This window comes from Streptomyces sp. NPDC014861 (assembly GCF_043081625.1).
GTDB lineage: Bacteria > Actinomycetota > Actinomycetes > Streptomycetales > Streptomycetaceae > Streptomyces.
In genome coordinates, this window is the sequence record NZ_JBIBWV010000004.1 from 279,666 (window position 1) to 294,626 (window position 14,961).

The 14,961-nt window shown below is 71.8% G+C and carries 12 protein-coding genes; 4 read left to right on the forward strand and 8 right to left on the reverse strand.

What is annotated here, in order from left to right; translation table 11 throughout:
* Positions 1–29 precede the first annotated feature (29 nt).
* The 3 genes from ACF1BN_RS10780 (at position 30) to ACF1BN_RS10790 (ending at position 4,151) form a co-directional block, all read left to right on the forward strand.
* On the forward strand, positions 30–845 hold the full coding sequence (locus tag ACF1BN_RS10780; RefSeq protein WP_392331242.1) for a DsbA family protein: 816 nt from the start codon (positions 30–32) through the stop codon (positions 843–845).
* A gap of 370 nt (positions 846–1,215) precedes the next feature.
* Positions 1,216–2,865, forward strand: a complete 1,650-nt coding sequence (locus tag ACF1BN_RS10785) for an alkaline phosphatase D family protein (RefSeq protein ID WP_392331243.1) — start codon at positions 1,216–1,218, stop codon at positions 2,863–2,865.
* A gap of 329 nt (positions 2,866–3,194) precedes the next feature.
* Complete coding sequence (locus ACF1BN_RS10790) at positions 3,195–4,151, forward strand: zinc metalloprotease (protein WP_392331244.1); 957 nt, start codon at positions 3,195–3,197, stop codon at positions 4,149–4,151.
* Between the two features lie 60 nt (positions 4,152–4,211).
* On the opposite strand, the gene ACF1BN_RS10795 is transcribed toward ACF1BN_RS10790, so the two are convergent.
* From ACF1BN_RS10795 to ACF1BN_RS10820, 6 genes are all read right to left on the reverse strand, one after another.
* Positions 4,212–4,793, reverse strand: a complete 582-nt coding sequence (locus ACF1BN_RS10795; protein WP_392331245.1) for a dienelactone hydrolase family protein — start codon at positions 4,791–4,793, stop codon at positions 4,212–4,214.
* Between the two features lie 48 nt (positions 4,794–4,841).
* Positions 4,842–6,428: a Na+/H+ antiporter gene (locus ACF1BN_RS10800; protein WP_392331246.1), complete on the reverse strand. Its 1,587-nt coding sequence runs from the start codon at positions 6,426–6,428 to the stop codon at positions 4,842–4,844.
* Positions 6,429–6,539: 111 nt separating this feature from the next.
* A complete protein-coding gene (locus ACF1BN_RS10805; RefSeq protein ID WP_392331247.1) occupies positions 6,540–7,007 on the reverse strand; it encodes a GNAT family N-acetyltransferase in 468 nt (155 codons plus the stop codon).
* Positions 7,004–7,945 (reverse strand): RluA family pseudouridine synthase, encoded by a 942-nt coding sequence (locus tag ACF1BN_RS10810; RefSeq protein ID WP_392331248.1) that lies wholly within the window; start codon positions 7,943–7,945, stop codon positions 7,004–7,006. The genes ACF1BN_RS10805 and ACF1BN_RS10810 overlap by 4 nt, the downstream gene beginning before the upstream one ends.
* Positions 7,946–7,988: 43 nt before the next feature.
* Positions 7,989–8,567 carry a signal peptidase II gene (gene lspA, locus ACF1BN_RS10815; protein WP_387270766.1) on the reverse strand — a complete coding sequence of 193 codons (579 nt, stop codon included), beginning with the start codon at positions 8,565–8,567 and terminating at the stop codon, positions 7,989–7,991.
* 159 nt (positions 8,568–8,726) lie between these two features.
* A complete protein-coding gene (locus ACF1BN_RS10820) occupies positions 8,727–9,638 on the reverse strand; it encodes a TraR/DksA family transcriptional regulator (RefSeq protein ID WP_392331249.1) in 912 nt (303 codons plus the stop codon).
* Positions 9,639–10,200: 562 nt separating this feature from the next.
* On the opposite strand from ACF1BN_RS10820, the gene ileS reads away from it, so the two are divergent.
* Positions 10,201–13,344 (forward strand): isoleucine--tRNA ligase, encoded by a 3,144-nt coding sequence (ileS, locus tag ACF1BN_RS10825; RefSeq protein WP_392331250.1) that lies wholly within the window; start codon positions 10,201–10,203, stop codon positions 13,342–13,344.
* Positions 13,345–13,514: 170 nt separating this feature from the next.
* Here the strand turns inward: ileS and ACF1BN_RS10830 are convergent, their stop codons facing one another.
* The gene (locus ACF1BN_RS10830; RefSeq protein WP_392331251.1) at positions 13,515–14,585 is read right to left on the reverse strand and encodes a DivIVA domain-containing protein; all 1,071 of its coding nucleotides are present in this window, start codon (positions 14,583–14,585) and stop codon (positions 13,515–13,517) included.
* Between the two features lie 55 nt (positions 14,586–14,640).
* The gene (locus ACF1BN_RS10835) at positions 14,641–14,931 is read right to left on the reverse strand and encodes a YggT family protein (RefSeq protein WP_189945168.1); all 291 of its coding nucleotides are present in this window, start codon (positions 14,929–14,931) and stop codon (positions 14,641–14,643) included.
* Positions 14,932–14,961: the final 30 nt, after the last annotated feature.

Consider the following 14,961-nt stretch of genomic DNA (forward strand, 5'->3'; position numbering starts at 1 on the left):
TTCCCCCTTCCTTCCGGAGAACCACGACCATGAGTGCACGCAACAACCAGGCCAACAAGGCTGCCGCCCGCGAGCGTCTGCGCGCGGAGCGCGAGCTCCAGGCGAAGAAGGACCGGACCCGCCGGCAGCTGATCGTCGGCGTCTCGGCGGTGGCGGTGCTCGCCGTCGCCGGCGGCATCGGCTACGCGGTCGTCCAGGCCAACCAGCCCACCGCGTGGGAGACCGCCGCCGACGCGAAGACGATCACGGCGCCGAAGAACACCGAGGGCGAGAACGGCACCACCGTCGTCATCGGCAAGGAGTCGGCGAAGAAGACCCTGGAGGTGTACGAGGACGCCCGCTGCCCGGTCTGCGCGACCTTCGAGCAGGGTGTCGGCCCGACCATCGAGAAGGACGTCGAGGCGGGCAAGTACAAGATCAAGTACGTCGGCGCGACCTTCATCGACGACATGGCCCGGGGCGAGGGCTCGAAGAACGCCCTGTCGGCGCTGGGCTCGGCGCTCGACGTCAGCCCCGAGGCGTTCCTGAAGTACAAGTCGGCCCTCTACTCCGCGCAGTGGCACCCGGAGGAGAACGACGACAAGTTCGCGAAGGACTCCTACCTGCTGGAGGTCGCGGACACCGTCCCGGCGCTGAAGGGCAACGCCGCCTTCAAGAAGAACGTGGAGAACGGCACCTTCGACGCCTGGGCGATGAAGATGTCGAAGGCCTTCAGCGACAGCGGCGTGCGGGGCACGCCGACGCTGAAGATGGACGGCAAGGCCGTGACCGCCGAGGGTTCGGAGAGCGCGCCGATGACGGCCGAGGCGTTCAGGGCGGCGCTGGACCCGGCGCTCGCCGGCTGATCCCGGGCCCGGCGCCCCGGTCTGCGCCCCCCGTGTCCGCGCCCCCGTCGGGGCCCCCGGCCCGTCCACCCCGTCCATCCCCGTCGGCGCGGGCCGGGCCGGGGTACGGAACGGGCCGCGGGCCGGCGGGCCGGGATACGGAAGGGGCCGCAGGCCGGCGGGCCGGAGGGGCCGACCGGCCCGAGCGGAGCGGCCCGACCGGCCCGAGCGGCAGGCGGCGCAAAGGCCGACGCGCGAAGGGGCCCGCGGCGACAACCGCGGCCGGGCGGAGGGGTCGGCGGGACATCGTCGTGAGCGGCGGGCGAAGCCCCGGAGAACTTTCCGGATTCCGCCTGTCAACCTTTCGTACCCGTCAGTAATCTGACTGGCCGTGACCAGTCACTCCATATCTCCCGCCCCCACGCGGCGCACGGTCGTCAAGGCCGCCGCCGTCACCGCCGTCGCCACCCCCGCGCTGCTCGGCGCGGCCGCGCCGGCCCACGCGGACGCCCCGGCGCCCGCCTTCCTGCACGGGGTCGCCTCGGGCGACCCGCTGCCCGACGGCGTCCTGCTCTGGACGCGCGTCACCCCCTCGCCCGAGGCCGTGCCCGGCTCCGGGCTCGGCGCGGACGTCCGCGTCGACTGGGAGGTGGCCGAGGACCGGGCCTTCACCCGGATCGCCGCCTCGGGTTCGGCCACCACGGGCGCCGCCGCCGACCACACGGTCAAGGCCGACGTCCGCGGACTGCGCCCGGCCACCTCCTACTTCTTCCGCTTCACCGCCGGCGGCACCGCCTCGACCACCGGCCGGACCCGCACCGCCCCGGCCGTCGACGCCGCCACGCCGGGCGTCCGCTTCGGCGTGGTGTCCTGCGCCAACTACGAGGCCGGCCACTTCTCCGCCTACCGCCATCTCGCGGGCCGCGCCGACCTGGACGCGATCCTGCACCTGGGCGACTACGTCTACGAGTACGCGAGCGGGGTCTACCCGAAGGCGGAGGACACGGTCCGGGCGCACGAGCCGCGCCACGAGATCGTCTCGTCGGCCGACTACCGGATCCGCCACGGCCACTACAAGACGGACCCGGACCTCCAGGCCCTGCACGCGGCCCACCCGGTGGTGGCGATCTGGGACGACCACGAGTTCGCCAACGACGCCTGGACCGGCGGCGCCGAGAACCACACCCCCGGCGCCGAAGGCGAGTGGGCGGCCCGGGTCGCGGCCGCCAAGCAGGCCTACTTCGAGTGGATGCCGGTCCGCGCCTCCACCGAGGGCACGGTCTTCCGCCGGATCCGCTTCGGCAGGCTGGCCGATCTGCACCTGCTGGACCTGCGCTCCTTCCGCTCCGCCCAGGCGAAGACCGGCTCCGGCTCGGTCGACGACCCCGACCGTACGCTCACCGGCCGCGCGCAGCTCGACTGGCTGAAGTCCGGTCTGGCCGGTTCCGACGCCGCCTGGCAGCTGGTCGGCACCTCGGTGATGATCTCGCCGGTCGCCTTCGGCTCGCTCCCGGCGCACCTGCTGAAGCCGCTCGCGGAGCTGCTCGGGCTGCCGGCCGAGGGCATCGCGGTCAACGTCGACCAGTGGGACGGCTACACCGACGACCGCAAGGAGCTGCTGGGGCACCTGAGCTCCCGGGCCGTCCGCAACACCGTCTTCCTGACCGGGGACATCCACATGGCGTGGGCCAACGACGTGCCGGCCAAGGCCGCCACGTACCCGTTCTCCGCCTCGGTGGCCACCGAGTTCGTGGTCACCTCGGTGACCTCGGACAACCTGGACGACCTGCTGAACGTGGCCCCGGGCACCCTCTCGGTGGTGGCCGCGGGCGCGGTGAAGGCGGCCAACCGGCACGTGAAGTGGGTGGACATGGACCACCACGGCTACGGCGTGCTCGACGTGACGGCCGAGCGCTCGCAGATGGACTACTACACGGTCTCCGACAAGCGCGACCCGGCCGCGACGACGGCCTGGGCCCGCTCCTACCGGACACTCAGCGGTACGCAGCGTGTCGAGCGGGTGTACCAGCCGGTCATCTGACCGTCGATTTTCAGCCATGATCCTTCGTGTTAACGGAAGATCACATGGCTACGGCGGGTGGTGGTTCCGGGGGTTCGAATCCGGACACACCATCCGTCACCGGCGCACCTTTCGTTACGTCGCCGTCTCAAACTCCGGAAGGCACGCAAGAATTTCTTCCCGATGACCCGAATTGCCGCACGGATGATTGGGCTTGATCACCGCTCAACGGCGTCTGACATGGACGCGTAATCTCCCCGCCGTGGCGAGGAAGTACCTCTCCACACACCCCCCGCGAGGAGTCACCTGTGCGTGCTCTTGTCCGTATATCGCCGCGTACTTCACGTCGTGTGCTCGGCACCGCCGTCCTGGCCGGAACCCTGGCCCTGGCACCCTTCTCCGCCCCCGTCGTCGCCCAGGCCTCCCCCACCCTGGCCGGCGCCTCCGCCGAGGAGTGTGACGACGACGCCGCCCTCTCCGGAGCCCGCAAGGAGCGCGGCGCCGAGAGCCACGCCCACGAGCCCAACGAGGTCACCGCCACCAAGGCCAAGGCCATGGACGACGACCTGCGCAAGAAGCTGGCCGCCGCCCGGTCGAACGGCCGGGTGAGCGCCCAGGCCGACGCGGCCGCCGCCGTGACCATCCCGGTCTACTTCCACGTCGTCCACAGCGGTACGACGGGCAAGCTCAGCGCCACCGCCATCAACAACCAGATGAACGTGCTGAACTCGGCCTTCGGCGGCCAGGGCACCGGAAACGCGAACACCGGCTTCCAGTTCTCGCTGGCCGGCACCGATTACACGGACAACGCGAGCTGGTACAACCTCGCCTCCGGATCCACCGCCGAGAAGCAGATGAAGCAGACGCTCCGCAAGGGCGGCTCGAACGCGCTGAACGTCTACACCGCCAAGCTCAGCGGCGGCCTGCTCGGCTGGGCGACCTTCCCGTCCTCGTACGACTCCAACCCGTCGATGGACGGCGTCGTCCTCCTCGACGGCTCGCTCCCCGGCGGCAGCGCGGCCAACTACAACCAGGGGGACACCGGCACGCACGAGGTCGGCCACTGGATGGGCCTCTACCACACCTTCCAGGGCGGCTGCAACGGCAACGGCGACTACGTCAGCGACACCCCGGCCGAGAAGTCCCCGGCCTACGAGTGCCCGACCGGCCGTGACTCCTGCGCCTCCAAGACCGGCGCGGACCCGATCCACAACTTCATGGACTACACGTACGACTCCTGCATGTACCAGTTCACCTCGGGCCAGGTGACCCGGATGAACGACCACTGGACCGCGTACCGCGCCTGACGGCCCGTCCGCGCGCGCTGAACGGCCCCCGGGGGAACCCTCCCCCGGGGGCCGCCCCCGTCACTTCTCCTCGTCCAGCCCGTCGAGGAAGTCGAGCGCGATCGCCCAGGTCCGCTCCGCGGCCTCGGCGTCCCAGTCCGGCAGCTCCGGGTCCGTGTACACGTGTCCGGCACCCCGGTAGCGGTACACCTCGACCTCCGCCCCCGCCTTCCGCATCTGGAGATACCAGGCGGAGAGCCAGTCGTCCGTCTCGAAGGGGTCGGGCTCGGCCACGTGCAGCTGGACGGGCAGCTCGTCCACCGAGGCGTTCGGCGCGAGGTCCGAGGTGCCGTGGAGCAGCAGCAGCCCGCGGGCCTTCTCGTCGCCGAGCGCCAGGGTCTGCGCGACCGAGGCCCCGAAGGAGAAGCCCGCGTAGACGAGACCGCGCTCCGAGTAGGGGGCGGCGGCGAGCACCGCGCGCCGCAGCAGCTCGTCGGAGCCGATCCCGTCCTTCTTCGCCATGCCCTCCTCGACCGATTCGGTGGTCCAGCCGTCGAAGAGGTCCGGCACCCAGACCTGGTGGCCGGCGGCCCGCAGTCGTTCGGCGGCCGCCTCGACGGCCGGGCGCACTCCGTGCACCGAGTGGAAGAGCATGATGTCCATGGCCGCCATCCTGCCACCCGCGGCCGACCGGCTCACGGAAGCGGCAGGTCAGCGCATCGAGCGGACGTCCAGCTGCCGCAGCACCCGGTCCACCACCTCGGGGTCGGCACCGGGCTCGCTGCGCGCGGACAGGACCGCGTGCCGGGCGGCCGACATCATCTCCCGCTGGATCGACTGGGCCTTCCTCACCCGCTCGGCCCGCTCCGTGAAGGCGGCCCGCCGCTCCTCGTCCACCATGTCCGGGCTGATCCGCGCCCCGATGTCGTAGGCCCCGCGCTGGAGCCGCTCGGCGACCTCCTCGGGCAGCTCCTCGAACTCCTCGATCTCCTTCAGGCGCCGCTTGGCCGCCTTGGCGGCGCGGACGGCCAGCTCCCGCTCGAAGGCCCGCTCGGCGTCCGCGTCGGCCTTCACCCCCAGCCTGCGCACCAGCCAGGGCAGGGTGAGCCCCTGGACGACGAGCGTGGCCATGATCACGCAGAAGGCGATGAAGATCAGCTCGTCCCGGCCCGGGAAGGGCGAACCGTCCTCGGTGGTCCGCGGGATGGCGAGGGCCAGCGCCACCGAGGCCACCCCGCGCATCCCGGACCACCACATGACGACGGTCTCCCGCCAGCTCATCGGGATCTCCTCGGCCACGTCCCTGCGGTCGTGCAGCCGCTTCGCCAGCCAGGTGGCCGGCAGCAGCCACAGCAGCCGGACCCCGACGACCACGGCGACGACCACGGCGCCCCAGCCGAGCATCTCGCCGACCCTGCCCTCCGCGACGCCGAAGACGTGGATCAGTTCGAGGCCGATGAGGCCGAAGGCGATGCCGGTGACGAGGGTGTCGACGATCTCCCAGAAGGTCTGCCCGGCGAGCCGGCCCATCACGTCGTCGGCGTCGACCGCGTACTCGGCGAGGAAGAGCGCGGTGACAAGAACCGCGAGCACGCCGGAGCCGTGCAGCTCCTCGGCGAGGACGTAGGAGACGAAGGGGACGAGGAGGGTGAGCCCGGTCTGGAGGGTGGCGTCGCCGAGGAAGCCCATCAGCTTGTTGGTGACCCAGCCGAGCGCGAGGCCGACGGCGACCGCCACGACCGCCGACAGGACCAGCTCGCCCAGCGCCTCCGGCCAGGAGAACTCGCCGCTCACCACGGCCGCGATGGCCACGTGGTACAGCACGATCGCGGTGACGTCGTTGAACAGCCCCTCGCCCTCCAGGATCGACACCAGCCGGCGGGGCAGCCCGAGCGACCCGGCCACGGCGGTCGCCGCGACCGGGTCGGGCGGCGCGACCAGGGCGCCCAGCGCGAGCGCGGCGGCCAGCGGGATCCCGGGCACCAGTACGTCCGCGACCGCGCCGACGGCGGCCGTGGTGACGAAGACCAGGGCGACCGCGAGCAGGAAGATCGGCCGCCGGTTCGCCGCGAACTGCCGCCAGGAGGTCCGCTGCACGGAGGCGTAGAGCAGCGGCGGCAGCACCAGCGGCAGGATGAACTCGGGCGGGATGTCGACGTTCGGCACGAAGGGCAGGAAGGCCAGCGCGATCCCGAGGAGCGTCATCAGGACGGGCGCCGGCAGCCCCAGCCGCTCCCCCAGGGGGACGGTGAGCACGGCGCCGAGGAGCAGCAGGAACAGGAGGGCCAATTGATCCACGGCCCCACCCTGTCACGTACGTCCGTTTTGGCCGCGATTACCCCCTTGTCGGGGGTAGATGTCCGCCGTGGTACGGAACGGGTGCCGCGGCGGACCGACCGACGGGTCCGGTCAGAGCACGCGCCGCATCGCCCGGTGCGGGATCCCCGCGTCCGGGAACTCCCCGCCGTACGCCACATAGCCCAGCCGCTCGTAGAAGCCGAGCGCGTGCGTCTGGGCGTGCAGGTCGACGGCGGTCAGACCGCGCTCCCGGGCCGCGTCCTCGATGGCCCTGACCAGCGCGGCGCCGATCCCGAGGCCGCGCGCCGCACCGGCGACCGCGAGCCGGCCGAGGGAGCCCACGGAGGCGTCCGCACCGGTCTTGCCGACCGCGTCGGAGCCGTGCAGCAGCCGGCCGGTGCCCAGCGGCACGCCGTCCGCGCGGACGGCCACGACGTGCACCGCGGTGGAGTCGTACGTGTCGTACTCGATCTCCCGCGGGACGCCCTGCTCCTCGACGAAGACCTCGCGGCGCACCGCGAAGCACGCCTCCAGGTCGCCCTCGGCCACGGCCTCGCGGACCGCGTAGGCCTCGCTCACCGGCTCTCCGCCTCGATGCGGTCCAGGGCGACGCGCAGGTCGTCCGGGTAGGTGGAGGCGAACTCGACCCACTGGCCGTCGCCGGGGTGCTCGAAGCCCAGCCGGACGGCGTGCAGCCACTGGCGGGTCAGCCCGAGGCGCTTGGCCATGGTCGGGTCGGCGCCGTAGGTGAGGTCGCCGACGCAGGGGTGGCGGTGGGCCGACATGTGCACCCGGATCTGGTGGGTGCGGCCGGTCTCCAGCTTGATGTCGAGCAGCGAGGCCGCCCGGTACGCCTCGATGAGGTCGTAGTGGGTGACGGACGGCTTGCCGTCGGCGGTCACGGCCCACTTGTAGTCGTGGTTCGGGTGCCGGCCGATCGGCGCGTCGATGGTGCCGCTCAGCGGGTCCGGGTGGCCCTGGACCAGCGCGTGGTAGCGCTTGTCGACCACCCGCTCCTTGAACTGGCGCTTGAGCGAGGTGTACGCGTACTCCGACTTGGCGACCACCATCAGACCGGAGGTGCCGACGTCGAGCCGGTGCACGATGCCCTGGCGCTCGGCGGCGCCGGAGGTGGAGATCCGGTAGCCGGCGGCGGCGAGGCCGCCGATGACGGTGGTGCCGGTCCAGCCGGGGCTCGGGTGGGCCGCGACCCCGACCGGCTTCATGATCACGACGATGTCGTCGTCGTCATGGACGATCTCCATGCCCTCCACGGGCTCGGCGACGACCTGCACGGGCGCGGGGGCACCCGGCATCTCGACCTCCAGCCACGCCCCGCCGCTCACCCGCTCGGACTTGCCGACGACTGCGCCGTCGACCTGGACCTTCCCCGCCGCGGCGAGCTCGGCCGCCTTCGTACGGGAGAACCCGAACATACGGGCGATGGCGGCGTCGACGCGCTCGCCCTCCAGGCCATCGGGAACGGGCAGGGTGCGGATCTCGGGACTCGTGCTCACCCGTCGAGTATGCCTTGTGCCGGGAGTGCTCGGTCCTGCCCGCTCAGTCCTTGTGGACGGTGCCGTCCGGGTCCAGGCCCCGGAAGGACAGGATCACGATCAGGATGCCGCCGCAGACGATCGCCGAGTCGGCGAGGTTGAAGACGGCGAAGTGGGCCGGGGCGATGAAGTCCACGACCGCGCCCTCGAAGACGCCCGGCGAGCGGAACAGCCGGTCCGTGAGGTTGCCGAGGGCACCGCCGAGCAGCAGGCCCAGCGCGATCGCCCAGGGCAGGCTGTAGAGCTTGCGGGCCAGCCGGATGATCACCACGATGACGGCCGCCGCGATCACGGTGAAGACGATCGTGAACGCCTCGCCCATGCCGAAGGCCGCGCCGGGGTTCCGGATCGCCTCGAAGCGGAGCAGGTCCCCGATGACCTTGATGGGCTCGCGGCCCTCCAGCTTCTCCACCACGACGATCTTGCTGCCGAGGTCGAGCAGATAGGCGAGGACGGCCACCACGAAGAGCGCGACGATCCGCCGCCTGCCCCTCGGCGCCTCCTCGGGCCCCCGCTCCTGGCCGGCCGAGTCCTCGGCCCCTGCTGAATCCGGCGTACCGATGACGCTCTCCGCCTCTGCCACGTGAGTGTGTCCCTCGTACCTCGTTGCCTGACCGTGCACCGAGGGTACGGCACAGACGTACGAGACCGGCAGCCCGTACCGCCGGTCTCCGCACGTCGGGGCGGTCCGGACCGCCCCCTCCGGATCGGGCCGGGGCCCGGCCCGATCCGGAGGAACCCGCTAGCCCCGCCGCTCCTGCTTCTGCTTGTCCTCCACGCACAGGGTCGCGCGGGGGAACGCCTGCATGCGGGCCTTGCCGATGGGTCTGCCGCAGACCTCGCAGAGGCCGTACGTGCCCGCGTCGAGCCGCTCCAGGGCGTGCTCGCTCTGCTCCAGCATCTCCCGCGCGTTCGCCGCCAGGGCGAGCTCGTGCTCGCGGGTGATGTTCTTGGTGCCGGTGTCGGCCTCGTCGTGGCCGGCCCCGTCCCCGGAGTCCCGCATGAGGCCGGTCAGCTCCTCCTGGGAGTGGACCAGCTCGCTGCGGAGCCGCAGCACCTCGGCCTGGAGCTCGCTGCGCGCCTCGGCGACCTCCTCCGGCGTCCAGGGGTCCTCGCCGGGCCGCACCGCGAGCTCACCGGTACGCGCCGGGGGCACGGCCGCCTCGTCGTCGGCGGTCGTGACGCCACCCGCGGTCTTCTTCGCTGCCACCGTCCTGGCTCCTGTCTGCTTCTTCGCGGCGGCCTTCCGGCCGACGGCCTTCTTCACGGACTTCTTCCCACCCGGCTCCCCGCCGCCGGCCTCGGCCGCGTCGGGTTCCGGGGAGTCACCGGCGGCACTCTTCCTGGCCGCGGCCTTCTTCGCGGGGGGCTTCCTCGCCGCGGTCTTCTCCGCGGGGGCCCCGCTCGCGGTCGCCTTCTTCGCGGCGGCCTTCTTCGCGGCCGCCTTCTTGGTGGTCGCCTTCTTGGCGGGGGCCTTCTTGGCGGGGGCCTTCTTCGCCGGGGCCTTCCCGGCGGCGGGACTCGCGGCCGGTCGCTCCGCCGGCTCCCTCCCGGGCGTGCCCTCGGGGGGCACGGGATCGCCCGGGGAACCGGCGGGCCCGGGGGCCCCGGCACCGGCCGGGGACTGCTTCGCGGCGGTCTTCTTCGCCACCATGTCGCGGCCCCTTCACATTTTGTGATCTTGCTCGCGCATCGTGCTGGGACGATAAATCGGCCCAAGGCGCGCGGCAACGGGGCACGCCGCCCGTTCCGCCCGCCCCGCGGCGCTCGGCGCGGACCCGTGAGGAGTGGTGCCCAACTCCCCACCGGGTTATCCGCCCGCCCCGTCCCCCACATGGCCCTCACCGAGCCCGTACCGCCCTGTGTGCCCATTCGGGTCACCCGGAATCCGGTCGGCCCGGCGCCCCCGCGCCCCGTACACTGGCCTCAGCGAGAGGCGTCGATGGGGACCAGTAGCGTCGTACGCGAGCCATGAGCGACCCGGGGACGGTGAGAGCCCGGGGGCGAGCCCGATGCGAAGCATCACCCCGGAGCTGCCGGAAGAAAGCCGTGTGGACGAGCACCACGAAGCACGGTGACTAGACCCGGTGTCGCGACCCCAATGAGGGGGCCCCGGACGGTCACGCCCGGAGCCAAGGAGGGTGGTACCGCGGGAGCACGGCTCTCGTCCCTCCGACGGAAAGCAGCACATGTCCGTCCGGAGGAGAGTCCGCCGCATGACCACGCCGCAGTACCGCCAGGTGCCCGCCCAGGTCGACCTGTCCGCGCTCGAGCACGCCGTGCTCGACTTCTGGCAGGAGAACAAGGTCTTCGCCAAGACCCTGGAGCAGTCCGAGGGCCGCCCCGAGTGGGTCTTCTACGAGGGCCCGCCCACCGCCAACGGCATGCCGGGCGCCCACCACATCGAGGCCCGCGTCTTCAAGGACGTCTTCCCCCGCTTCCGCACCATGCGCGGCTACCACGTGGCCCGCAAGGCCGGCTGGGACTGCCACGGCCTGCCGGTCGAGCTCGCCGTCGAGAAGGAGCTCGGCTTCTCCGGCAAGAAGGACATCGAGGAGTACGGCATCGCGGAGTTCAACGCGAAGTGCCGCGAGTCGGTGACCCGCCACACCGACGCCTTCGCCGAGCTCACGACCCGCATGGGCTACTGGGTCGACCTCGACGACGCCTACCGCACCATGGACCCCTCGTACATCGAGTCGGTCTGGTGGTCCCTCAAGCAGATCTTCGACAAGGGCCTGCTCGTCCAGGACCACCGCGTCGCCCCCTGGTGCCCCCGCTGCGGCACCGGCCTCTCCGACCACGAGCTGGCCCAGGGCTACGAGACCGTCGTCGACCCCTCCGTCTTCGTCCGCTTCCCGCTGACCTCCGGCCCGCTCGCCGGCAAGGCCGCGCTCCTGGTCTGGACGACGACCCCGTGGACCCTGGTGTCCAACACGGCCGTCGCCGCCCACCCCGAGGTCACCTACGTCGTCGCCACCGACGGCGACGAGCGCATCGTCGTCGCCGAGCCGCTGCTCGACAAGGCCCTCGGCGAGGGCTGGGTCACCACCGGCGAGTCCTTCACCGGCAAGGAGATGGAGCGCTGGACCTACCGGCGTCCCTTCGAGCTGATCCCCTTCGACGCCCCGGCCCACTACGTCGTGAACGCCGAGTACGTCACCACCGAGGACGGCACCGGCCTCGTCCACCAGTCCCCCGCCTTCGGCGAGGACGACCTCAAGGTCTGCAAGGCGTACGGCCTGCCGGTCGTGAACCCGGTCCGCCCCGACGGCACCTTCGAGGAGGACGTGCCGCTGGTCGGCGGCGTCTTCTTCAAGAAGGCCGACGAGGCGCTCACCGCCGACCTCGACGCGCGCGGCCTGCTCTACCGCCACGTCCCGTACGAGCACAGCTACCCGCACTGCTGGCGCTGCCACACGGCCCTGCTCTACTACGCGCAGCCGTCCTGGTACATCCGCACCACCGCCGTCAAGGACCGCCTGCTCCAGGAGAACGAGAACACCAACTGGTTCCCGGACTCCGTCAAGCACGGCCGCTTCGGCGACTGGCTGAACAACAACATCGACTGGGCGCTCTCCCGCAACCGCTACTGGGGCACCCCGCTCCCGATCTGGCGCTGCGAGGAGGGCCACCTCACCTGCGTCGGCTCCCGCGCCGAGCTCACCGAGCTCACCGGCACCGACCAGTCCGGGCTCGACCCGCACCGCCCCTACATCGACGACGTCACCTTCGCGTGCCCGTCCGAGGGCTGCGCCCTCGAAGCCGTCCGCGTCCCCGAGGTCATCGACGCCTGGTACGACTCGGGCTCCATGCCGTTCGCGCAGTACGGCTACCCGTACCAGAACAAGGAGCTGTTCGAGAGCCGCTACCCGGCCCAGTTCATCTCCGAGGCCATCGACCAGACCCGTGGCTGGTTCTACACGCTGATGGCCGTCGGCACGCTCGTCTTCGACAAGTCCTCGTACGAGAACGTGGTCTGCCTCGGCCACATCCTCGCCGAGGACGGCCGCAAGATGTCCAAGCACCTCGGCAACATCCTCCAGCCCATCCCGCTGATGGACCAGCACGGCGCCGACGCCGTCCGCTGGTTCATGGCGGCCGGCGGCTCGCCCTGGGCGGCCCGCCGCGTCGGACACGGCACCATCCAGGAGGTCGTCCGCAAGACCCTCCTCACGTACTGGAACACGGTCGCCTTCCAGGCCCTGTACGCCCGTACGTCCGGCTGGGCGCCGTCCGCCGCCGACCCGGCCCCGGCCGACCGCTCCGTCCTCGACCGGTGGCTGCTCTCCGAGCTGAACACGCTCGTCGCCGAGGCCACCGAGGCCATGGAGGCGTACGACACCCAGCGCACCGGCAAGCTCCTCTCCGCCTTCGTCGACGACCTCTCCAACTGGTACGTGCGCCGCTCCCGCCGCCGCTTCTGGCAGGGCGACAAGGCGGCCCTGCGGACCCTGCACGAGGTCGTCGAGACGGTCACCCGCCTGATGGCCCCGCTGACCCCGTTCATCACCGAGCGGGTCTGGCAGGACCTCGTCGTCCCGGTCACCCCGGACGCCCCCGAGTCGGTCCACCTCGCCGACTGGCCGGAGGCCGACGCGGCGCTGATCGACGGCACGCTCTCCGAGCAGATGACGCTGGTCCGCCGGCTGGTCGAGCTGGGCCGCGCGACCCGCGCCGAGTCCGGGGTGAAGACCCGTCAGCCGCTCTCCCGCGCGCTGGTCGCCGCCACCGGCTTCGCGGCGCTGTCGCCCGAACTCCAGGCCCAGATCACGGAGGAGCTGAACGTCACCTCCCTCGCCTCCCTCTCCGAGGTCGGCGGCTCGCTGGTCGACACCACCGCCAAGGCGAACTTCCGCGCCCTCGGCAAGCGCTTCGGCAAGGGCGTCCAGGACGTCGCCAAGGCCGTGGCCGCCGCCGACGCGGCGGCGCTGGCGCTGGCGCTGCGGGACGGCGAGGCGAGCCTGGAGGTCGACGGCGAGACGATCACCGTCACGCCCGAGGAGATCATCATCACGGAGACCCCGCGCGAGGGCTGGTCGGTCGCCTCCGACTCCGGCGCGACGGTCGCGCTGGACCTGGAGATCACGCCGGAGCTCCGCAAGGCCGGTCTCGCCCGGGACGCGATCCGCCTCATCCAGGAGGCCCGCAAGAACAGCGGCCTCGACGTCGCCGACCGCATCGCGCTGCGCTGGACCTCCACCTCCCCGGAGACGGCGGAGGCGCTCCAGGCCCACGCCGGCCTCATCGCGGACGAGGTCCTGGCGACGGAGTACGCGGAGGGCGCCCCCTCCGAGGGCTACGGCCCGGCCTTCACGGACGAGCCCCTCGCCCTCGTCTTCCACCTCCGCAAGGCCTGACCGACGGACGAAGGGCCCCGCACTCCTCAGGGAGTGCGGGGCCCTTCCGCGTACCGGGTGGAGCGTGGGCCGGGCCCGGGCACGGCGAAGGGCCAGGGGCTGGAGTGACTCCAGGCCCTGGCCCTTCGACTGCCGACGGCTACGTGCTCAGCGCACGCTCAGTCGCGGCCTCAGTTGTCGTCCTCGTCGATCAGGAAGCCGCGCATCGGCGCGGGCGCCTGCTGCATCGGCTGCGGCGCCTGCGGGCGGACCGGAGCCATCGGCTGGGTCATCGCGGGCGACATCTGCTGCTGACCGCCGTAGGACGGCGCGCCGCCCATGGAAGGACCGCCGCCCATCGGGCCGTTGCCGCCGTAGGACGGCGCACCCGCACCGGCGGACGCCATGGACGGGGCCGGCGGCAGCGAGGCCGTGGCCGGGGTCCGCGGCGGGGCCAGCGAGTCGTCCGCCTGGGTCTCCAGCTGACGCAGCTGCGACTCCAGGTAGGACTTCAGGCGGGTCCGGTACTCGCGCTCGAAGCCGCGCAGGTCCTCGACCTTGCGCTCCAGCGTGGCGCGGGCGGACTCCAGGGAGCCCATCGCGACGCGGTGCTTCTCCTGCGCGTCCCGCTCCAGAGCGTCCGCCTTGGCGCGGGCGTCCCGCTCCAGGCCCTCGGCGCGCGAACGCGCCTCGCCGACGATCTTGTTGGCCTCGGAGCGGGCCTCGGCGATCGCCTGGTCGGCGGTCTGCTGGGCCAGCGAGAGGACACGGGCGGCGCTGTCGCCACCGGGCTGCTGCGGCGGCTGCGGCTGCATCTGCTGCTGCGGGTGACCCATGGGGCCGCCCTGCATCGGGCCGGGACCCATCGGACCGCCCTGCATCGGGCCCGGACCCATGGGTCCGCCCTGCATGGGGCCGGCGGGAAGCTGAGGAGCACCGGAAGGCAGCTGCGGCGGGCCCATCTGCGGCGGCTGCTGCTGGACCGGCGGACCGGATATGGCGGCGGGCACAGGAGCGCCGGGACCGACGGGACGGTTGTCCTGCGGCTCCGGCGGCTTGCGCATGGCCTGCTGCTGGTTCTGCGCGGCCGCGCGCGTGGCGGCGGCCAGCTTGGCGCGCAGGTCCTCGTTCTCGCGGAGCAGGCGGGTCAGCTCGGCCTCGACCTCGTCGAGAAAGGCATCGACCTCGTCCTCGTCATAGCCTTCTCGAAGGCGGACGGTCGTGAACTGCTTGTTCCGCACGTCCTCGGGGGTCAGCGGCATCTCTTCTTCACCTCTACGTAGTCGTCGGCAGTCGGCAGGACCGTATCGTCCACACTCACCTCGCGAGGGAGTTCACGACGGAGATGAGGATGTAGACGATGATCATCAGAACGAAGAAGGACAGGTCGAGTGCCACGCCCCCGAGACGCAACGGCGGGATGAGCCGCCGGAGAAGCTTGAGCGGTGGATCGGTGACAGTGTAGGTGGCCTCCAGAACGACCACCATCGCCTTACCGGGTTCCCATGAACGGGCGAACTGGAAGACGTAGTCCATGACCAGCCGGAAGATCAGGAAGACGAGGAAGCACATCAGCGCGATGTAGACCACCTGTAGTGCGACGCCCATCCCGCGGTTCCCTCTCCCCTGGCTCTCAGC

Bases quoted from the DNA above. Each gene is read 5' to 3' on its own strand.
- ACF1BN_RS10780 (WP_392331242.1), top strand. From the start codon at position 30: ATGAGTGCACGCAACAACCAGGCCAACAAGGCTGCCGCCCGCGAGCGT.
- ACF1BN_RS10795 (WP_392331245.1), bottom strand. From the start codon at position 4,793: ATGGACATCATGCTCTTCCACTCGGTGCACGGAGTGCGCCCGGCCGTC.
- ACF1BN_RS10820 (WP_392331249.1), bottom strand. From the start codon at position 9,638: ATGGTGGCGAAGAAGACCGCCGCGAAGCAGTCCCCGGCCGGTGCCGGG.
- ileS (WP_392331250.1), top strand. From the start codon at position 10,201: ATGACCACGCCGCAGTACCGCCAGGTGCCCGCCCAGGTCGACCTGTCC.
- ACF1BN_RS10830 (WP_392331251.1), bottom strand. From the start codon at position 14,585: ATGCCGCTGACCCCCGAGGACGTGCGGAACAAGCAGTTCACGACCGTC.
- ACF1BN_RS10835 (WP_189945168.1), bottom strand. From the start codon at position 14,931: ATGGGCGTCGCACTACAGGTGGTCTACATCGCGCTGATGTGCTTCCTC.